The 17,583-nt window shown below is 66.9% G+C and carries 18 protein-coding genes and 2 pseudogenes; 11 read left to right on the top strand and 9 right to left on the bottom strand.

The genetic code is table 11. The features are described from left to right. The 9 genes and pseudogenes from KQ305_RS01005 to KQ305_RS01045 form a co-directional block, all read left to right on the top strand. Positions 1-521: pseudogene (locus KQ305_RS01005) on the top strand (DUF3352 domain-containing protein); the annotation flags it as partial. A 2-nt stretch (positions 522-523) separates the two neighbouring features. Then, a complete protein-coding gene (sixA, locus tag KQ305_RS01010) occupies positions 524-1,048 on the top strand; it encodes a phosphohistidine phosphatase SixA (RefSeq protein ID WP_259723596.1) in 525 nt (174 codons plus the stop codon). A gap of 68 nt (positions 1,049-1,116) precedes the next feature. Next, entirely contained in the window at positions 1,117-2,328 is a 1,212-nt protein-coding gene (locus tag KQ305_RS01015; RefSeq protein WP_259723597.1) for a citrate synthase, read from the top strand. Between the two features lie 39 nt (positions 2,329-2,367). Beyond that, a complete protein-coding gene (gene nuoH, locus KQ305_RS01020; RefSeq protein ID WP_259723598.1) occupies positions 2,368-3,519 on the top strand; it encodes an NADH-quinone oxidoreductase subunit NuoH in 1,152 nt (383 codons plus the stop codon). 78 nt (positions 3,520-3,597) lie between these two features. Continuing rightward, positions 3,598-4,230, top strand: a complete 633-nt coding sequence (gene ndhI, locus KQ305_RS01025; RefSeq protein ID WP_259723599.1) for an NAD(P)H-quinone oxidoreductase subunit I — start codon at positions 3,598-3,600, stop codon at positions 4,228-4,230. Continuing rightward, positions 4,230-4,856 carry an NADH-quinone oxidoreductase subunit J gene (locus tag KQ305_RS01030; RefSeq protein ID WP_259723600.1) on the top strand — a complete coding sequence of 209 codons (627 nt, stop codon included), beginning with the start codon at positions 4,230-4,232 and terminating at the stop codon, positions 4,854-4,856. Before ndhI ends, KQ305_RS01030 begins: the two co-directional genes overlap by 1 nt. Beyond that, complete coding sequence (gene nuoK / locus KQ305_RS01035; RefSeq protein ID WP_216907869.1) at positions 4,853-5,182, top strand: NADH-quinone oxidoreductase subunit NuoK; 330 nt, start codon at positions 4,853-4,855, stop codon at positions 5,180-5,182. Before KQ305_RS01030 ends, nuoK begins: the two co-directional genes overlap by 4 nt. A gap of 27 nt (positions 5,183-5,209) precedes the next feature. Next, positions 5,210-6,199, top strand: coding sequence for an NAD(+) kinase (locus tag KQ305_RS01040; RefSeq protein ID WP_259723601.1), 990 nt, complete (start codon positions 5,210-5,212; stop codon positions 6,197-6,199). A 36-nt stretch (positions 6,200-6,235) separates the two neighbouring features. Next, complete coding sequence (locus KQ305_RS01045; protein WP_259723602.1) at positions 6,236-6,784, top strand: CYTH domain-containing protein; 549 nt, start codon at positions 6,236-6,238, stop codon at positions 6,782-6,784. A 5-nt stretch (positions 6,785-6,789) separates the two neighbouring features. Here KQ305_RS01045 and KQ305_RS01050 read toward each other — a convergent pair whose 3' ends face one another. Continuing rightward, a complete protein-coding gene (locus tag KQ305_RS01050; protein WP_259723603.1) occupies positions 6,790-7,077 on the bottom strand; it encodes a LuxR C-terminal-related transcriptional regulator in 288 nt (95 codons plus the stop codon). A 73-nt stretch (positions 7,078-7,150) separates the two neighbouring features. Here KQ305_RS01050 and KQ305_RS01055 point away from each other — a divergent pair, with 73 nt between their 5' ends. Continuing rightward, complete coding sequence (locus KQ305_RS01055; RefSeq protein ID WP_259723604.1) at positions 7,151-8,110, top strand: methylenetetrahydrofolate reductase; 960 nt, start codon at positions 7,151-7,153, stop codon at positions 8,108-8,110. Here KQ305_RS01055 and KQ305_RS01060 read toward each other — a convergent pair. The 6 genes and pseudogenes from KQ305_RS01060 to KQ305_RS01085 form a co-directional block, all read right to left on the bottom strand. Next, on the bottom strand, positions 8,045-9,226 hold the full coding sequence (locus KQ305_RS01060) for an NDP-sugar synthase (RefSeq protein WP_259723605.1): 1,182 nt from the start codon (positions 9,224-9,226) through the stop codon (positions 8,045-8,047). The two genes, KQ305_RS01055 and KQ305_RS01060, sit on opposite strands and share 66 nt — an antisense overlap. Positions 9,227-9,273: 47 nt before the next feature. Further along, complete coding sequence (locus tag KQ305_RS01065) at positions 9,274-10,173, bottom strand: segregation/condensation protein A (RefSeq protein ID WP_259723606.1); 900 nt, start codon at positions 10,171-10,173, stop codon at positions 9,274-9,276. 96 nt (positions 10,174-10,269) lie between these two features. Further along, on the bottom strand, positions 10,270-10,662 hold the full coding sequence (locus tag KQ305_RS01070; protein WP_259723643.1) for a lipopolysaccharide assembly protein LapA domain-containing protein: 393 nt from the start codon (positions 10,660-10,662) through the stop codon (positions 10,270-10,272). A 225-nt stretch (positions 10,663-10,887) separates the two neighbouring features. Beyond that, positions 10,888-12,378, bottom strand: a pseudogene (locus KQ305_RS01075) (NAD(P)H-quinone oxidoreductase subunit 4); the annotation flags it as partial. Between the two features lie 117 nt (positions 12,379-12,495). Then, entirely contained in the window at positions 12,496-14,508 is a 2,013-nt protein-coding gene (locus KQ305_RS01080) for an NAD(P)H-quinone oxidoreductase subunit 5 (protein WP_259723608.1), read from the bottom strand. A gap of 97 nt (positions 14,509-14,605) precedes the next feature. Beyond that, entirely contained in the window at positions 14,606-15,358 is a 753-nt protein-coding gene (locus KQ305_RS01085; protein ID WP_259723609.1) for an NnrU family protein, read from the bottom strand. Positions 15,359-15,476: 118 nt separating this feature from the next. Here KQ305_RS01085 and KQ305_RS01090 point away from each other — a divergent pair, with 118 nt between their 5' ends. Further along, positions 15,477-16,478 carry a LysR family transcriptional regulator gene (locus KQ305_RS01090; protein WP_259723610.1) on the top strand — a complete coding sequence of 334 codons (1,002 nt, stop codon included), beginning with the start codon at positions 15,477-15,479 and terminating at the stop codon, positions 16,476-16,478. Here KQ305_RS01090 and KQ305_RS01095 read toward each other — a convergent pair. Both KQ305_RS01095 and KQ305_RS01100 read right to left on the bottom strand, forming a co-directional pair. Then, positions 16,453-17,160, bottom strand: coding sequence for a DUF3172 domain-containing protein (locus KQ305_RS01095; protein WP_259723611.1), 708 nt, complete (start codon positions 17,158-17,160; stop codon positions 16,453-16,455). The two genes, KQ305_RS01090 and KQ305_RS01095, sit on opposite strands and share 26 nt — an antisense overlap. Next, complete coding sequence (locus KQ305_RS01100; RefSeq protein ID WP_259723612.1) at positions 17,157-17,504, bottom strand: NAD(P)H-quinone oxidoreductase subunit M; 348 nt, start codon at positions 17,502-17,504, stop codon at positions 17,157-17,159. Before KQ305_RS01100 ends, KQ305_RS01095 begins: the two co-directional genes overlap by 4 nt. Positions 17,505-17,583 lie beyond the last annotated feature (79 nt).

Raw genomic sequence — 17,583 nt, forward strand, 5'->3', positions numbered from 1 at the left:
CCGCCAACGGCGATCGCTGGCTGCTCGGCACGGCGGCCGATCGCCCGGAGCCTTCGGCGCTGGAGGCGGCCCTGGCGGCCGATGGTCTGATCGCGGCGCCGCTGGAGGTCGACGGCCACCCGCTGCTGGCCTGGACCCGGCTGCAGGCCGGCCCGGGCCGCCGGGACGGCAGGTCCGAGCAGCTGCAGGCCCCCCTGCTCGGCTGGCGCTGGCAACGGGGCGACCAGGCCTGGTGGGGGGAGTCCCTCGGCCAGCTGGAGAACCTGGACGGGCCAGAGAAGAAAGGATCTGGTCGCCTTCAGGGACAACTGGAGGCCCTTGCCGTTCCGGAGGCGGCTCTGCAATGGGCCCTCGATGGCCCACGGGCCCGCGATGTGCTGGCGGCCTGGCGGCCGTGGCAGCGCCTCACCGCCCTGGCCGGTGGCCCGCTCAGTGAGCCGGTCACGGGCCTGGCCCTGGCGCTGCAGGGAGAGCCCGGCATTCTGGCGGTGGAAGCGCGCCTCGACTTCGGAGGATCCTGAGCATGGCGTCACTGGCTTGGGAGCTGCTGTTGCTGCGCCATGGCATTGCCGAGGAGCGCAGCCCCAGCCGAGCCGACGCGGGGCGGGAGCTCACCGCTGCTGGCAGGGTCCGCGCCCGGGCGGTGCTGGAGCGAGCCGTCCAAATGGGTCTGCGGGCGGATCGTCTGTTCTCCAGTCCCCTGGCCCGGGCCAGCCAAACCGCAGAGATCGCCAGATCCGTCGGCCTGGCCGCCGCCATCGAACTGGCCCAGGCCCTGGAGCCCGGCGGTGATCCCCTGCCCCAGTTGCCGGCCTGGTTCAACCAAGGTGATGAAGCGCCATCCTGCCGGCTGCTCCTGGTGGGCCATGAGCCGGATCTGGGGCTGCTGGCGGCCCGACTGCTCGGGGCGCCGCCCGGCGCCATCGCCCTGCGCAAGGCGGGCCTGGCCCTGCTGCGCCTGCCCGTGGTGGCGCTCGATGGTTCGCTGGCCGGCACGGCCCGTCTGGAATGGCTGACGCGCCCCAAACTCTGGCTTCCTCGCCCCTGAGCCGGCAGCGGGCGCTACGTCAGGCGCCGGTTCCTGCGCCTAAGTTCTTGCCATCCACAGGAAGCGGTATGGCGGCGGAGAGCACCCCAGAGGTGAACGACCCTCAGGGCACCCCGCCAACGGTGCCGGCGCCGGCTCCACCCACGTTCCGCCCGGGGCTTGAGGGGGTGCCGGCCACCCAATCGGCCATCTGTGACATCGAGGGGCAACGGGGCCTGCTCACCTACCGGGGCTACCCCATTGAGCAGCTCGCCAACCAGAGCAGTTTCCTGGAAACCACCTACCTGCTGATCTGGGGCGAGTTGCCGACGATCTTCCAGTTGCGGGAGTTCGAGCAGGAGGTGCAGATGCACCGGCGGCTCAGCTTCCGCATCCGCGACATGATGAAGTGCTTTCCGGCCACGGGCCATCCGATGGATGCCCTTCAGGCCAGTGCGGCGTCCCTGGGGCTCTTCTATTCCCGCCGCGCCCTGTACGACCCCCAGTACATCGTCGATGCGGTGGTGCGGCTGATCGCCAAGATCCCCACGATGGTGGCGGCGTTCCAGCTGATCCGGAAGGGTCAGGATCCGATCCAGCCCCGGGACGACCTGGCCTATTCGGCCAACTTCCTCTACATGCTCACCGAGCGGGAGCCCGATCCCCTGGCGGCCCGGATCTTTGATTCCTGCCTGATCCTGCACGCCGAGCACAGCCTCAACGCCAGCACCTTCAGCGCCCGCGTCACCGCCAGCACCCTCACTGACCCCTACGCCGTGGTGGCCTCCGCCGTGGGCACCCTGGCCGGGCCCCTGCACGGCGGCGCCAACGAAGACGTGCTCGACATGCTCGACCAGATCGGCAGCATCGATCAGGTGGAGCCCTGGCTCGATCGTGCCATCGCCCAGAAGCATAAGATCATGGGCTTCGGTCACCGCGAGTACCGCGTCAAGGACCCCCGGGCCGTGATCCTGCAGGGCCTGGCCGAAGAGCTCTTCCAGCGCTTCGGCCACGACGCCATGTACGACGTGGCCCTCAAGCTTGAGGAGGTGGCCGAGCGGCGGCTGGGGCCGAAGGGCATCTACCCCAACGTCGACTTCTATTCCGGTCTGGTTTACCGAAAACTCGGTATTCCCCGCGACCTGTTCACCCCCATCTTCGCCATCGCCCGTACGGCAGGATGGCTGGCCCACTGGAAGGAACAACTGGGTGCCAACCGCATCTACCGTCCCTCGCAGATCTACACCGGTCCCATCGAACGGGGCTGGTTGCCCCTGGAAAGCCGTCCGGTTCCTGGCTGACCCCGTTTCCCCCTAGGTTCCCCGTACCGGAGTTCTCTGATGCTGTCCACTGGCCTGATGGGTGCCACCGTCGCTCCCCCTGGTCTCGACCTCCAGTCGAGCTTCATTGATCTGGCCCAGGGCATGGGTCTCACGGCTGGTGCGGCCCGTCTGCTGTGGCTGCCACTGCCCATGGTGCTGGTTCTGGTGGGGGCCGTGGTCGGCGTCCTGGTGAGCGTCTGGCTGGAGCGGAAGATCTCGGCAGCGGTGCAGCAGCGCATCGGCCCCGAGTACGCCGGAGCTCTGGGCGTGCTTCAGCCCCTGGCCGATGGCCTCAAGCTGGTCTTCAAGGAGGACATCATCCCGGCCCGGGCCGATTCCGTCCTGTTCAGCCTCGGTCCAGTGCTGGTGGTGGTGCCGGTGATCCTCTCCTGGCTGGTGGTGCCCTTCGGGCAGAACCTGCTGATCAGCAACGTGGGTGTGGGCATCTTCCTGTGGATCGCCCTGAGCAGCATCCAGCCCATCGGCCTGCTGATGAGCGGCTACTCCAGCAACAACAAGTACTCGCTGCTCGGCGGCCTGCGGGCGGCGGCCCAGTCGATCAGCTACGAGATCCCCCTGGCGCTGGCGGTGCTGGCCGTGGTGATGATGAGCAATTCCCTCAGCACCGTCGACATCGTCGCGCAGCAGACGGGGGCCGGCATCTTGAGCTGGAACATCTGGCGCCAGCCCGTCGGCTTCGTGATCTTCTGGATCTGTGCCCTGGCGGAGTGCGAGCGCCTTCCCTTCGACCTTCCGGAGGCCGAAGAGGAGTTGGTGGCCGGCTATCAGACGGAATATTCCGGAATGAAGTTTGCCCTTTTCTATCTGGGCAGCTACATCAACCTGGTGCTGTCGGCCCTGCTGGTCTCGGTGTTGTACCTGGGCGGCTGGAGCTTCCCTATCCCCGTCGAATGGATCACCGGCTGGCTGGGGGTCTCCCCCGATGCCCCCCTGGTTCAGGTGATCACCGGCTCGATCGGGATCGTCAGCACGATCCTCAAGGCCTACCTGCTGGTGTTCTTCGCCATCCTGCTGCGCTGGACCACCCCACGGGTGCGGATCGACCAACTCCTCGATCTGGGCTGGAAATTCCTGCTGCCTATCGCCCTGGTGAATCTCCTGGTCACTGCCGGCCTCAAGCTGGCCTTCCCGGTCGCTTTCGGCGGCTGAATCCGTCGCGCGGATACCAACAGCCCCGCGCCCCTGGGCCATCATGGTCCCCATCCCGTAACCCCCTCGCCCCCAGCCATGTTCGGGTTCCTCAAACAAGTCGGTGACTACACCCGCGAGGCGGTGAGCGCGGCCCAGACCATGACCCAGGGTCTGGCGGTCACCTTCGACCATCTGCGCCGGCGCCCGATCACGGTGCAGTACCCCTACGAGAAGCTGATCCCCTCCGAGCGTTACCGGGGCCGCATTCACTACGAACTCGACAAGTGCATCTCCTGCGAGGTGTGTGTGCGGGTGTGCCCGATCAACCTGCCGGTGGTCGATTGGGTGATGAACAAGGCCACCAAGAAGAAGGAACTGCGTAACTACTCGATTGATTTCGGGGTCTGCATCTTCTGCGGCAATTGCGTGGAGTACTGCCCCACCAATTGCCTCTCTATGACCGAGGAGTACGAACTGGCGGCCTTCGACCGCCACAGCCTCAACTACGACAGCGTCGCCCTCGGCCGCCTGCCCACCAGCGTCACCTCTGATCCGGCGGTGTTCGCCCTGCGGGAGTTGGCCTACCTGCCCAAGGGCGTCCTGGATCCCCATGGGGTGCCCGCCAGCGAACCCCGTGCCGGCCAGCTGCCTTCCCAGGTGCTGGAATCTCTCCAGAAGGAGACGGCCCCGAACGGCGCCGCCCCGTCCGACAGCACCGGAGTGTCCTGATGTCGATCGCTTCCACCACCCAGCAGATCTGCTTCCTTGTGCTCTCGGCCACCACGGTGGTCGGATCACTTGGGGTTGTCCTGCTTCCCAACATCGTCTATTCCGCGTTCCTCCTCGGTGGTGTCTTTCTTTCGGTTGCCGGGCTGTATCTGCTGCTCAACGCCAGCTTCGTCGCGGCGGCCCAGATCCTCGTCTACGTGGGTGCTGTCAATGTGCTGATCCTGTTCGCGATCATGCTCGTCAACAAGCAGGAAACCCTCGCCGTGATCCCTGGGCTGCTGGTGCGGCGTCTGCTGTCGGGGGCGGTCTGCGCCGGCCTCTTCGCCCTGCTGTTGCGGGTGGCCTTCACCACCACCTGGGCGCTGCCTGGCCCCCCTCCTGTCGGCGAGGAGGCCACCATCCGGATCGGCGAGCATCTCTTCACCGACTACCTGCTGCCCTTCGAGCTCGCTTCGGTGCTGCTGCTGATGGCGATGATCGGTGCGATCGTTCTGGCCCGTCGGGACGTCTTCAGCACCGATGTGATCACCGGTGAACCGGCCGATCAGGGGCTGATCGAAAAGGAACGCACGCCCCTGCTGATCGAGAAGTCCGCCAACGAGCCCACCCTCCTCACCAAGCCATGAGCACCGACCTCGCGTCCCCGATCCCGCTCGAGGCCTTCCTCTCCGTCGCGGCCATGCTGTTCTGCGTCGGTGTCTGGGGGCTGATCAACAGCCGCAACGCCGTGCGGGTGCTGATGAGCATCGAGTTGATGCTGAATGCCGTCAACATCAACTTGATGGCCTTCTCCAACTACCTTGATGGCCAACTCATCCGCGGCCAGGTGTTCGCCATCTTCGTGATCACCGTGGCGGCGGCTGAAGCGGCCGTCGGCCTGGCCATCCTGTTGTCGCTCTATCGCAACCGCGAAACGGTCGATATGGAGCGCTTCAACCTGTTGCGCTGGTAACCGTGCAAGCGTCTCGCGATCCGGCCCATGCGGCTTGAGCGGGTCTGGTTGATTCTTCGCAAGGGCAGCCAGGCGGCCCAGCGCCAGGCTCGCCGCTGTGCCCAGGATCTGCGTTCCCAGGGGGTGATCGTCACCACCGCCGTCAGCGGTCTGGGGTTGAATCCCTTCCCTGGCCTCCTGGCCACGGAAGCCGAACTCCCCGACCTGGCCGTGGTGCTCGGCGGCGATGGCACGGTCCTGGCGGCCGCACGACACCTGGCCAGCTTCGCGGTCCCGGTGCTCAGCTTCAACGTCGGCGGCCACCTCGGCTTCCTCACCCACGAGCGACGCCTGCTGCGGCTGCGGGGTGAGGCCAACGGGGAGGCCGGCAGCCACGATCCCGACGACAACCTTTGGCAACGTTTGCGGGACGACCGCTTCGCGATCGAGAAGCGCATGATGCTGGAAGCCCGGATCGACCGTGGCGACGGCGTGCCCCAGGAGGGGGACATGGCCTCCGACGACGATCTGAACGGAGTTGGCGATGGCCCCCATGGCGCCCTCAATGACTTCTATTTCCGCCCTTGCCTCGATGAACTCTCACCCACCTGCATGCTGGAGTTGGAGATCGACGGGGAGGTGGTGGATCAATACCGGGGCGACGGCCTGATCATCGCCACCCCCACCGGATCCACCGGCTATGCGATGGCTGCCGGCGGACCGATCCTGCATCCGGGCATCGAAGCGATCGTGGTCACACCCATCTGCCCGATGAGCCTCTCCAGTCGGGCCATCGTGGTTCCGCCCGGTTCGCGGCTTTCGGTGTGGCCCCTGGGGGAGGCCAGCCGTCGGGTGAGGCTCTGGAAGGACGGCGCCCATGCCACCGTGCTGGAACCGGGTGATCGCTGTGTCCTGCAGCGGGGCCGCCATCCGGTGCTGATGCTTCAGTTGGAGCAGAGCCCCTCGTACTACAGCACCCTCACCCACAAGCTCCACTGGGCCGGCAGCCTCACCAGCGGCGAACCGTCCCGTAACTGATCAGCTCTGCTCCCCTGCCCCGACGCCCTACCCCCCATGGCTCTGGAAATCGAGCGCCGCTTCCTGGTCAGCGGCGACCAGTGGCGCCGCCACGTGCAGGGGGCCAGGGAGATCCGCCAGGGCTATCTGGCATCGGGAAACGAGGGCCTCACCCTGCGGGTGCGCCTGGCCCGGCCCCCTGTGGGCTCCATGGAGGCGTTCCTCACCCTCAAGCTGCCGGCGGCCCTCGACGCGGGGATGGCTCCCCCGCCCGGTCAGGCCCTGACCCGGCAGGAGTACGAGTACCCGATCCCCGCCCTCGATGCGGAAGCCCTGCTGGAGCGCAGTGACCATTCGCTCAGCAAAACGCGTTTCGGCCTGGATCTGCCTGGTGGCGACTGGGTGCTGGACGTGTTCGAGGATCCCAATGCCCCTCTGGTGGTGGCGGAGGTGGAGCTGGAACGGGCCGATCAGGCCGTTGCCATTCCCGCCTGGTGTGCCACGGAGATCACTGGCCGCCGCGAGCTCAGCAATGCCTCCCTGGCGCGCCGTCCGCTGGCGTTGTGGTCCGCCGCCGAACGGCAGGCGCTGCTTTCCGGGGTCTGACCCCATCAGCCGGGCCTGGTGGCGTCGAGGTGGGGCAGGGCGCAGCAGTTGAAACCGTCGCGGCAGATCTTGCCGTGGTCCATGGCCCAGTTCAGGAGGGCTACCCGGTTTTTGGCGCCGGTCTTGGTGAAGATGTTGCTGACGTGGTTGTCGACGGTGCGCTTGCTGATGGTCAGCTGGCCGGCGATCTCGAGATTGGTCAGGCCGGTGGCCACCAGTTCGATGATTTCGAGTTCCCGCTCTGACAACTCGCTGCGTAGCTGCACCATGGGCCTCTCCGGGGACGGGGGCATGGAGGGTGCTGCGGGCCTGCGCTCAGCCATCAGCTCCTCGACGGGTCACTCCACTCTAGGCAGCGCTTGATCCATGATGCCCCTGTCATGGAGATGGTCGTTGCAACTTCGACAGGCCCTGGCGGAAGGCCGGTTCGCTGTCACGGCGGAAGTGACCCCGCCCCGTGGGGGCAATGCCTGCCGCACCCTTGAGGCCGCAGCGGCTCTGCGGGGCCTTGTGCAGGCGGTCAACGTCACCGATGGCAGCCGGGCCGTGATGCGGATGAGCAGCCTGGCGATGTGCCGCCTGCTGCTCGAGGCCGGTATCGAGCCGGTGCTGCAGATGACCTGCCGCGATCGCAACCGCATTGCCCTCCAGGCTGACCTGCTCGGCGCCCATGCCCTGGGCATCCGCAACCTGCTCTGCCTGACCGGCGACCCTGTGCGGGCTGGGGATCAGCCCGCGGTTCGTCCGGTGAATGAGCTCGAGTCGGTGCGACTGCTGCAGCTGGTGAGTGCCCTCAACGCCGGCCAGGATCCGGTGAAGGGCGACCTTCCGGATGGACCCACGGCACTTTTCCCAGGAGCCGCCGCCGATCCACAGTCGCCCAGCTGGAGCGGATTGCGCTCAAGGGTGCGGCGCAAGCGGGAGGCCGGAGCTCAATTTCTGCAGACCCAGATGGTGATGGACACGGCTTGTCTGCACCGCTTCGTGGAGGAGATCACCGCCCCGCTGGGGCTACCGGTGCTGGCCGGGGTGTTTCTGCTCAAGTCGGCCCGCAATGCCCAGTTCATCAACCGCGTGGTGCCCGGTGCCCGTATCCCCCAGTCCCTGATCGATCGGCTTGCCGGCGCCGCGGATCCGGCGGCGGAGGGCGTGGCGATCGCTGCCGAACAGGTGGCGGCCTACCGGTCCATCGCCCAGGGGGTGCATCTGATGGCCATCAAGGCTGAGCACCGCATCCCCCAGATCCTTCGGCTGGCGGGACTAGGGGGCGCCGCTGGCGGCGAGGTCGGTGCCGAGCAGCTCGGCCATGGCCTTCTGCTGCGGTGAGGGGGTGCCCACGTCCTGGCGGCGGGCATCGGTGATCAGCCAGTCGAGGGCTGCTTCCTGAAGATCGAAATGGTCGCCGTTGCGATCGACGCAATAGCGGCCGTAGACGAGCTTTTCGACGAGCTGCACACCGGCGCCGATGCGGGAGTAATCAAAGATGATCGAGTTGTCGATCGTGGCGCCTTCACAGATGTGGCAACTCGGCCCGATCATGGCCGGCCCGATGATGGTCACCCCGTTCTCAATGCGGGTCATGCCGCCCACGAAGATCGGCCCCTCGACGTGGATCTTGTCCCAGTCGGCCGCCACATTCAGGCCCGCGTAGATCCCCGGCCGCACTTCCTTGCCAGGAATCTGCACCTGGCGCACGTCCCCTTGGAGGACGCTTCGGATCGCCTGCCAGTAATCCGGCACCTTGCCGATGTCGACCCACTCAAACTCCATAGGGAGGGCAAAGAAGGGCGCCCCGGACTCCACCAACAGGGGAAAAAGATCGGCGGCGATGTCGAACGCTTCCCCGCTGGGGATGAAGTCGAGGACGGCCGGTTCGAAGATGTAGATCCCTGTGTTGATCATGTCGCTGGCGGCCTCTTCCACCGACGGCTTCTCCTGGAAGGAGAGCACCCGACCGGCCTCGTCCGTGACCACCACCCCGTAGCTGCTCACCTGCTCGCGGGGCACCCGCTTGGTGATCAGGCTGGCCATCGCCCCCTTTTCGCGATGGCGCCGCACGGCTTCGGTGAGGTCAAGGTCGATCAGGGCATCGCCGCAGAGCACCACGAAGGTGTCGTCGAAAAAGGCCTGGAAGTCTTGAATCTTTTTCAGCCCCCCGGCTGATCCCATGGCTTCTCCGATCAGCTCACCATCGCTGATGCGGCCCTCGAAGCTGTAGGCGATCTGGACATCAAAGCGTTGCCCATCACGGAAGTAGTTCTCGATCTCCTCCGACAGGTGGGAGACGTTGACCATGATTTCGTTGAAACCGTGCTCCCGGAGCAACTCGAGCAGAAACTCCATCACGGGTTTCTGGAGGATCGGGATCATCGGCTTGGGGGTGGTGTGCGTGATCGGCCGCACCCGTGTTCCCTTGCCTGCCGCCAGGATCATCGCCTTCATCGGCGTCGTTTCATGTCGGAGGTGAGTGGTCAGCCTAAGGAGAAAACTCAGGCTGCCACTGCTTCCAGAGCCGGCCCCCTATCTGACCCCTGGCCCGGTAGCCTCGGCAGGCTGAGCGCCTCTGCCCTTTCCTCGCGTCGGCGCCGCAGGCTGAGGGGCCCGTAGAGACCGCCGGCCTGCTCCAGCTCCACCTTGCCCTGGGAGGAGAGGAACAGCAGGGCCCAGAACACCCCCACCCGATCCCGGTCCAGGTCCTCGTCCGCTGGCGAGCCGGCGGTGCCACTCTCGAGCGCCTCCGCCCAGGCGCCGACAAGGGCATCGAAGGCGACCCAATCGAGGGTCTCGGCGGTGGGCGTCCACTGCAGCAGGAAGCGGCTGAGGGCGGCGGTGGTCTCCGGCAGTTTCTCCCGGTGGGCCAGGGAAGCCACCTGGGCGATCGCGGCCCGTTCGCTGTAACGGCGCGCCCGGGGCCTGTGGCGTCCTTCCCCCCCGTCCTGCTCCAGCTGCTCGGCGATGTCCTCAAGCTGCCGGATCAGCTCCCCCAGCGTGACGGGGCGCTGCAGGGGCGGGGGTGCCACCGGACGGCGATGCAGGTGCCGCTCCGGCCGCCGGGGCAGCGCCATGGCTCCTGGCTCCCAGCCGTCGTCGTCGGCGGAGAAGGGATCCTCCAGCAGGGGTTCGGGCGGGAACGTGGCCGACTCCAGCAGCTGGGCCTTGAGCCCCACCAGCACCGAAGCCGCCAGGAACGCTTCACTGGATTCCGCCAGATCCCGTTCGTAGCTTCCCCCCTGGGGGGCCAGACGCCTGGGTGACTCAATGCGCTGGCGCAACTGGTCGAGGAAGCCGTCAATGACGGCGATCACATCCACGTCCCAGGGGTCAATGTCGCCCCGCTCCGCCGCGTCCTGGAGCAACCTTATGGCGAGTCTGGCGCCCGCTTCTGCCACGCGCGATGTCCTGCTCGGGGGGGCCTTCCAAGCGCAAGCTACCGGCTGCAGACGGATGGCACCAGTCGCGGTGATCACCGAACCGCCCCATGGGCTTCAGTCCACGGCCAGCGAGAGGCTGCCATCGCTCCCCTCATCCCGGGATGGAGCTGAACTCTCTCCAGCCGCCGGCAGCAATCCGAGCTGGGCGTCGACGGTGGCCCGGTAGCGGCGCAGATCGTTCTCCAGTTCGCTGATCCGCACCTGCTGGGCCTCCACGTCACCGCTGCTCTGCAGGGTTTCCACTTTCCGCACCACCCCGCTCCATACGGCGTAGATCCAGGCGGCGGTGGCACCAAGGCCCCCCACCAGCAGCAGGAGGGCGGCCAGGGGCAAGGTGGTGCTCACGCCCGGCAGGAAATGCACCGTCGTGGCCGTGGTGTTCTCCAAGGTGAACATCACTGTGGCCAAGCCGAAGCTGAAGATCAGAAGGAAATTGACCTGCCGCATGGAGACCGTCGCTGTGCGATGGAGGAGCGTAGGCATTTTTTCCGCAGGACGACGGCATCGCCTGGGAGCTGCGCAGGGTTTCGTAACCGGCCCCCGCGGTCAGTGGGCTGGGGATCAGCCGAGGGCCGGGGCGTGCAGCAGGGCAGGGGGCAGGGTGCCGAAGGCCCCGGAGGCCATCACCGCAGGCACCGGTGGACGCCCCACCTTCACCAGGGCGATGGATTCCCGGTCCACCAGGGCCTCGATCGCGGCGCGGTAGCTGTCGGTGACCAGGCGGGGATAGAGGCCGATGCCGATGATCGGCACCAGCAGGCAGGAGATCACATAGATCTCGCGGGGTTCGGCATCCACCAGGTGGGTATGGGAGGCCAGCTCGTTGTTCTCTTTGCCGAAGAAGATCTCCCGCAGCATCGAGAGCAGGTAGATGGGGGTGAGGATCACGCCCACGGCCGCGAGCACCGCAATCACGATGCGGAAGCTCATGCTGTAGGCCTCGCTGGTGACGAAGCCCACGAACACCATCAGCTCTGAAACGAAGCCGCTCATGCCGGGAAGGGCCAGGGAGGCCAGGGAGCAGATGGTCCAGAGGGCGAACATCTTGCGCATTTTCTGACCGATGCCGCCCATCTCGTCGAGCTGGAGGGTGTGGGTGCGGTCGTAGGTGGCACCCACCAGGAAGAACAGGCTGGCTCCGATCAGGCCATGGCTGATCATCTGGAGCATGGCGCCACTGGTGCCCAGGGCGCTGAAGCTGCCGATGCCGATCAGCACGAAGCCCATGTGGCTGATCGAGCTGTAAGCGATCTTGCGCTTGAGGTTGCGCTGGGCGAAGGAGGTGAGAGCGGCGTAAATGATGTTGATCACCCCCAGGATCACCAGCAAGGGGGCGAACTGAACGTGGGCTTCCGGCAGCAGCTGCACGTTGAAGCGCAACAGGGCATAGCCGCCCATCTTCAGCAGGATGCCCGCCAGCAGCATGTGAACAGGGGCCGTGGCCTCCCCGTGGGCATCCGGGAGCCAGGTGTGCAGGGGCACCACCGGCAGCTTGACGCCGAAGGCGATCAGGAGGGCGGCGTAGCAGAGCACCTGGAAGCCGCTGCCGAACTCCTTGGCCGCCAGAACCGTGTACTCGAAGCTGGGGGCACCACCTCCGTAGAAGGCCATCGCCAGGCCCGCCAGGAGGATGAACAGGGAGCTGCCGGCGGTGTAGAGGATGAACTTGGTGGCGGCGTACTGGCGCTTCTTGCCCCCCCAGATGGCCAGGAGCAGGTACACCGGCAGCAGCTCGAGCTCCCAGGCCAGGAAGAACAGGAGCATGTCCTGCACGGCGAACACGGCGATCTGGCCGCCGTCCATGGCCAGGAGCAGGAAGTAGAAGAGCTTCGGCTTGAAGGTCACCGGCCAGGCCGCCAGGCAGGCCAGGGAGGTGATGAAGCTGGTGAGCAGGATCAGGGGCATGGAGATCCCGTCGGCCCCCACCGACCAGGCCAGACCCAGATCGGGCAGCCACTCCACCCGCTCCACCAGCTGCAGGCCTGGATCAGCAGGGTCGTAGCCGCGCAGGTAGGCGCCCACGGTCACCAGGAAGGTGGTGAGGGCAACGCCGAGGGCGTACCAGCGCACCTGCTTGCCATCGCCCTTGTCAGGCACGAAGGGGATCAGCAGAGCGGCGCCGATCGGGAACAGAATCGCGGTGCTCAGCCAGGGAAAGGGCACAGAACGGTGCTGTCCATCTGGCCGGAGTGTAGATATCCCCGCCTCCCCCACACCCACCGGATGGGCGTTGTCACACGCAGCGGGGGGCGGCCCGGCCGACGGCGGGATGGCCGGGACTCAGCCGAAGGCCCCGAACAGCAGCACCAGGCCGATGACACCGCCGAACACGATCAGGGCATAGAACTGCACGCGGCCGGTCTCGAAGTACTTGAGACCCTCGCCGCTGCCCAGGGTGAGCAGGCCGGTCAGGTTGACCACCCCATCCACCACCTTGGAGTCGACGTCGAGCACCTGGCGGGCCAGCCGGCGGCTGCCCTGCACGAAGAGCTTCTCGTTGATGGCATCGAGATACCACTTGTTGACCAGGAAGCGGTTGATCGCTGGGAACCGACCCGCCACGGCGGTGCCGAGGTCGATGCGGTGCAGGGCGTAGGCCAGAACGGCCAGGCCGATGCCCAGGCTGGAGATGGCCACCGAGGCACCGGCCAGGGGCAGGAACTCCCCCCAGCTGAAATGCTCGGCCACCTCGGCGGCCTCAACGGGATCGACGAGGTTGCCGAAGCGGCTGTTCCAGGGGGTGCCGAGCAGGCCGATCAGCACCGAAGGAACCGCCAGCACCACCAGGGGGGCGGCCATCTGCCAGCCCGATTCGTGGGGATGGCTGGCGTGGCCGTGGTGACCGTCTTCGGTGGCCTCCAGGGCAGGCTGGCCCGCCGCGTTGAGCAACTGGGCGCGGATGCCGGCGTCCAGGCCGCGGAAGGGGCCTTCAAAGGTGAGGAAATAGAGCCGGAACATGTAGAAGGCGGTCATCCCGGCGGTCAGGAAGCCCATCGCCCAGAGCAGCGGAAAGCTGTTGAAGGCCTGGCCGAGGATCTCGTCCTTGCTCCAGAAGCCCGCCAAAGGAGGGATTCCGCTGATCGCGATGCAGCCCACCAGGAAGGTGGCGGAGGTGATCGGCATGTGTTTCCTGAGGCCGCCCATCATCCGCATGTCCTGGGCCAGGACAGGCTCGTGGCCCACCACTTCTTCCATGGCATGGATCACCGAGCCGGAGCCGAGGAAGAGCATCGCCTTGAAGAAGGCGTGGGTGACGAGGTGGAACATGCCGGCCAATGGGGCCCCGCAGCCCATGGCCAGCATCATGTAGCCCAGCTGGGAGACGGTGCTGTAGGCCAGGCCCTTCTTGAGATCCATCTGGGTGAGGGCGATGGAGGCCCCCAGGAACAAGGTGATGGTGCCGATCACGGCGATGACCACCTGCACCTGTGGGAAGGGTTCATAGACGGGCTGCAGACGGGCCACCAGGAAGACGCCGGCCGCCACCATCGTGGCGGCATGGATCAGGGCAGAGATCGGGGTGGGGCCCTCCATGGCATCGGGCAGCCATACGTGCAGAGGGAACTGGGCCGACTTGGCCATCGGGCCCATGAACACCAGCAGGCAGAGCAGCACGGCCACCCCCGTGGGCAGGCCACCGCCAGCCACCGCCGCCGTGAGCCGCTCACCGATCTCCTCGAAGCCGAAGCTGCCGGTGGCCCAGAACAGGCCCAGGATCCCCAGCAGCAGGCCGAAGTCACCCACCCGGTTGACCACGAAGGCCTTCTGGGCGGCGTTGGCGGCGGCGTCCCGGTCGTACCAGAAGCCCACCAGCAGGTAGGAGCACATGCCCACCAGCTCCCAGAACACGTAGATCTCCAGCAGGTTGGGGCTGATCACCAGCCCGAGCATCGAGCTGCTGAACAGGGCCAGGTAGGTGAAGAAGCGGACATAGCCCTTGTCGTGGGCCATGTAGCCATCGGAATAGACCATCACCAGCAGGGCGATGGTGGTGACGAGCGACAGCATCACGGCCCCGAGGGCGTCGACCCGGAAGCCCATCTGCAGATGGAAGCTGCCGGCGCCGGCCCAGTCGAACAGCACCTCGGTGCCCCCGGCACCGGCTAACTGTTCGGCGAGGATCGCGAAGCTGAGCACGGCGGCCATGCCCACACTGGTGATGAGCAACAGCGCCACTGGCTTGCGAAGCCGGTTAACGGTGCGGTTGAAGCTGATCAGCCCCAGGCCGGTGAGGCAGGCCCCCAGCAGCGGGAGCACTGGTATCAACCAGGCAAGTTCGGAAGCGGAGGGCATCCTGGGGGCTCTGTTGGCGCGAGTTTAGGCAGGCTCGCCCGAATGGCCCCGGCTCTGTGGGGGCCTGCCCATCGACCTCAGCCGATCGACGGGAGCTTCAGCCCAGCCAGTGGGCCAGGGCGGTGCGCGAGAAGGTCGTGGCGCCGAGGCCGATCCAGCGATGGGACCACCAGATCACACCGATGGCGATGGCGATCCCCAGCTGGGAAGGCCGCAGGAATTCCGCCGCCACCAGCGTCTGACGACCATCCAAAACCGCAGCGAAGGGCAGCACCGAGGTGGCGTCCCGCAGCTCTTCGAAGGCCGGTCCGAAGCGGTTGCGCAGGCGCCGGTCCCCGTTCCAGACGGCAAACAGGTGGTGGCCGATCAGTCCCACGCAGGCCACCAGCGTGAAGCTGGTGCCGATCCAGAGCAGGTGGGTGGCGCACCACAGCACCTGGCCCACCGCCTGGGGATGGCGGCTCACCCGGATGATCCCCGTGGCGTACAGCCGCACCTGGGGCCTCAGCAGCGCCGGAATCTCCAGCAGGTTGTAGGTGGCCGGATACAGAAACAGGAAGCTGATGGCCGTGCCGATCCAGACCACAGGCACGATCCAGGGCTGCTCCTGCAGGTTCCAGAGCCTCAGGCCGTCGTAGCGGTGGGCCAGGAAGTAGCCCACCACCACCACCGCCGAGGGGATGCTGAGACCGGCGAACAGCAGCCGCCAGAGCCGGGCCCCGATCCGTGCCTCCCCCCAGGCCCTCAGGGAGGCCCCGCCACTGTGGATCAGGGCGAAGAAGATCAGCAAAGCCAGCATCACCACGCTGCTGTGCTGGGGTCCCGCCGTCAGCAGGGGAAGCGAGGCCATGGGGTGTGGTGTCCGGGAACGGATGTGACAGGCCGATTCTTGCCACCGGGCGAGCCCCCTAGAGTTCCGCACGGCCTGCCGGCTCCGGCGAACGGTCCCCCCGCGGCCTCCCCGACCCATGGCAGATCTGCCTTTCACCCTCGACCAGCTGCGCATCCTGCGGGCCATCGCCAGTGAGGGCAGCTTCAAGAAGGCGGCCGACAGCCTTTATGTCACCCAGCCGGCGGTCAGCCTGCAGATCCAGAACCTGGAGAAGCAGCTCGATGTGTCGCTGTTCGACCGCGGCGGCCGCAAGGCCCAGCTCACCGAAGCCGGCCACCTGCTGCTCAGCTACTGCGACCGGATCCTGAGCCAGTGCCAGGAGGCCTGCCGGGCCCTTGATGATCTCCACAACCTTCGCGGCGGCTCCCTGGTGGTGGGAGCGAGCCAGACCACGGGCACCTATCTGATGCCCCGCATGATCGGCCTGTTCCGCCAGAAATACCCCGACGTGGCGGTGCAACTGCAGGTGCACAGCACCCGCCGCACCGGCTGGAGCGTGGCCAACGGGCAGATCGACCTGGCGATCATCGGCGGCGAGCTGCCGGCGGATCTCAACGACCTGCTGCAGGTGGTGCCCTACGCCAACGACGAGCTGGCCCTGGTGCTGCCCCCCAAGCACCCCCTCGCCCGTCTGCCCGAGCTCACCAAGGACGATCTCTACCGCCTGGGATTCGTCTGCCTGGACGCCCAGTCCACCACCCGCAAGATGGTGGACCAGCTGCTGAGCCGCTCCAAGCTCGACGTGCAGCGGCTCAAGATCGAAATGGAGCTCAACTCCTTCGAGGCGATCAAGAACGCCGTCCAGGCGGGCCTGGGGGCGGCGTTTCTGCCGGTGGTGTCAATTGAGCGGGAGCTGGCCGCCGGCACCCTGCATCGCCCCCAGGTGGCCGATCTGATGGTGCGGCGCCAGCTGAAGCTGATCACCCACCCCGCCCGTTACTGCTCCCGGGCGGCCGACGCCTTCCGTCGCGAGGTGCTGCCGGTGTTCGCCAGCCCGGACAGCCCCCTGCGCCAGGTGCAGCCTTCGCCGGGGCCGGCCGAGCGCAACGGCACTAGAACTGATCGGCCTCCGGTGTGAGGCCGACGGCGTCATCGGCGGCGCCGGCGACGCCCCGGGTCTGGAACTTGTTGCCGGTGATGTCGGTCTGGTAGACGCAGCGGACGACGGGCTTGTCGCGCACCGAGCCGATGTAGGCGAAGGTGTTCATGCGCTGTTTGCACTGGCGCATCTGCTCGGCGGTCACCGCCCCTTCCTTCTGCAGCACCGACCAGTTCTCCCGGCGGATGACACAGCCGGGCTGGAGCGTGGGCTGGGTCACGAAGCTGCTGCTCGGGTTCATCGTGGTGTACAGCTCAATGTCCATCACGAAGGCGCTGGCGCCCCACTGTTTGCAGAATTCGGGGTCGGGAACCGCCATGTCGAGCTGCTGGGCGCTGGCGATATTGCCCTGGTTGCCCTGGGTGGTGCTGGTCACGGCGCTGCCGATGCCGATGCCCACCACCAGCACCCCCGCCAGCACCGCCACGGTGGCCACATTGAGCTGAATGTTGGGGCCGCCGCCGCCCGGGGGGCCGCCGCCGTTGCCGGAGGGGGGCCGACCGCCACCACCACCGCCGTTCGTCTCCCGACGTCCCTTGGTCCCGGTGCGCGGGTCATCCCGGCGGCCGTAGCCCGTGGAAAACCGGTCGGTGCGCTCGTCGTAGCCATCGGCCCGGGGGTCGTAGCGGTCGGGTCGGCCGCTGCTGCGGGAGCGGGTCACAGGGTTTCCGGGCTGCGGGGCAGGCCCATCGAGTAATTGAGCACCCGGGCCTCAGGGTTGTAGCTCACCTCACCGGCTTGGAGCATCTGCCGGATGAGGCCCTCGAGTTCGGAGCCGATGCGGCGCAGGCTGTAGTCACTGAGCTCCTGGCCGGCCTGGGCCGCCACCAGTGCCCTGAACTGGCCACGCACCTTCTCAAGGGCCGCTTCGTCCCAGAGGAACTCGTTATCGGGATCGATGTCGAGGGTCAGCTGATCCGGGTCGGGGATGAGATCGTCGTTCTCGACCCGCGCCGTGAACAGACGGATGTGGCGGGTGGTGGACTTGAGCAGCGTCTCGACCATGGGCTCGGCCTCGGGGGCAGGGATGCGGGAGAAGGGGGCGGCACCCGTTGAGTGCTCCTGTGACTTTAGGTAGGCCGAA

The sequence above is a fragment of the Synechococcus sp. CS-1332 genome (genome assembly GCF_025127995.1).
In the GTDB taxonomy this organism is placed as follows: Bacteria; Cyanobacteriota; Cyanobacteriia; order PCC-6307; family Cyanobiaceae; genus Cyanobium.

What these genes read in the sequence shown, in the direction of transcription:
- sixA (WP_259723596.1), top strand. Translation starts at nt 524, where the DNA reads ATGGCGTCACTGGCTTGGGAGCTGCTGTTGCTGCGCCATGGCATTGCC.
- KQ305_RS01015 (WP_259723597.1), top strand. Translation starts at nt 1,117, where the DNA reads ATGGCGGCGGAGAGCACCCCAGAGGTGAACGACCCTCAGGGCACCCCG.
- nuoH (WP_259723598.1), top strand. Translation starts at nt 2,368, where the DNA reads ATGCTGTCCACTGGCCTGATGGGTGCCACCGTCGCTCCCCCTGGTCTC.
- ndhI (WP_259723599.1), top strand. Translation starts at nt 3,598, where the DNA reads ATGTTCGGGTTCCTCAAACAAGTCGGTGACTACACCCGCGAGGCGGTG.
- KQ305_RS01030 (WP_259723600.1), top strand. Translation starts at nt 4,230, where the DNA reads ATGTCGATCGCTTCCACCACCCAGCAGATCTGCTTCCTTGTGCTCTCG.
- nuoK (WP_216907869.1), top strand. Translation starts at nt 4,853, where the DNA reads ATGAGCACCGACCTCGCGTCCCCGATCCCGCTCGAGGCCTTCCTCTCC.
- KQ305_RS01040 (WP_259723601.1), top strand. Translation starts at nt 5,210, where the DNA reads ATGCGGCTTGAGCGGGTCTGGTTGATTCTTCGCAAGGGCAGCCAGGCG.
- KQ305_RS01045 (WP_259723602.1), top strand. Translation starts at nt 6,236, where the DNA reads ATGGCTCTGGAAATCGAGCGCCGCTTCCTGGTCAGCGGCGACCAGTGG.
- KQ305_RS01050 (WP_259723603.1), bottom strand. Translation starts at nt 7,077, where the DNA reads ATGCCCCCGTCCCCGGAGAGGCCCATGGTGCAGCTACGCAGCGAGTTG.
- KQ305_RS01055 (WP_259723604.1), top strand. Translation starts at nt 7,151, where the DNA reads ATGATGCCCCTGTCATGGAGATGGTCGTTGCAACTTCGACAGGCCCTG.
- KQ305_RS01060 (WP_259723605.1), bottom strand. Translation starts at nt 9,226, where the DNA reads ATGAAGGCGATGATCCTGGCGGCAGGCAAGGGAACACGGGTGCGGCCG.
- KQ305_RS01070 (WP_259723643.1), bottom strand. Translation starts at nt 10,662, where the DNA reads ATGCGGCAGGTCAATTTCCTTCTGATCTTCAGCTTCGGCTTGGCCACA.
- KQ305_RS01080 (WP_259723608.1), bottom strand. Translation starts at nt 14,508, where the DNA reads ATGCCCTCCGCTTCCGAACTTGCCTGGTTGATACCAGTGCTCCCGCTG.
- KQ305_RS01085 (WP_259723609.1), bottom strand. Translation starts at nt 15,358, where the DNA reads ATGGCCTCGCTTCCCCTGCTGACGGCGGGACCCCAGCACAGCAGCGTG.
- KQ305_RS01090 (WP_259723610.1), top strand. Translation starts at nt 15,477, where the DNA reads ATGGCAGATCTGCCTTTCACCCTCGACCAGCTGCGCATCCTGCGGGCC.
- KQ305_RS01100 (WP_259723612.1), bottom strand. Translation starts at nt 17,504, where the DNA reads ATGGTCGAGACGCTGCTCAAGTCCACCACCCGCCACATCCGTCTGTTC.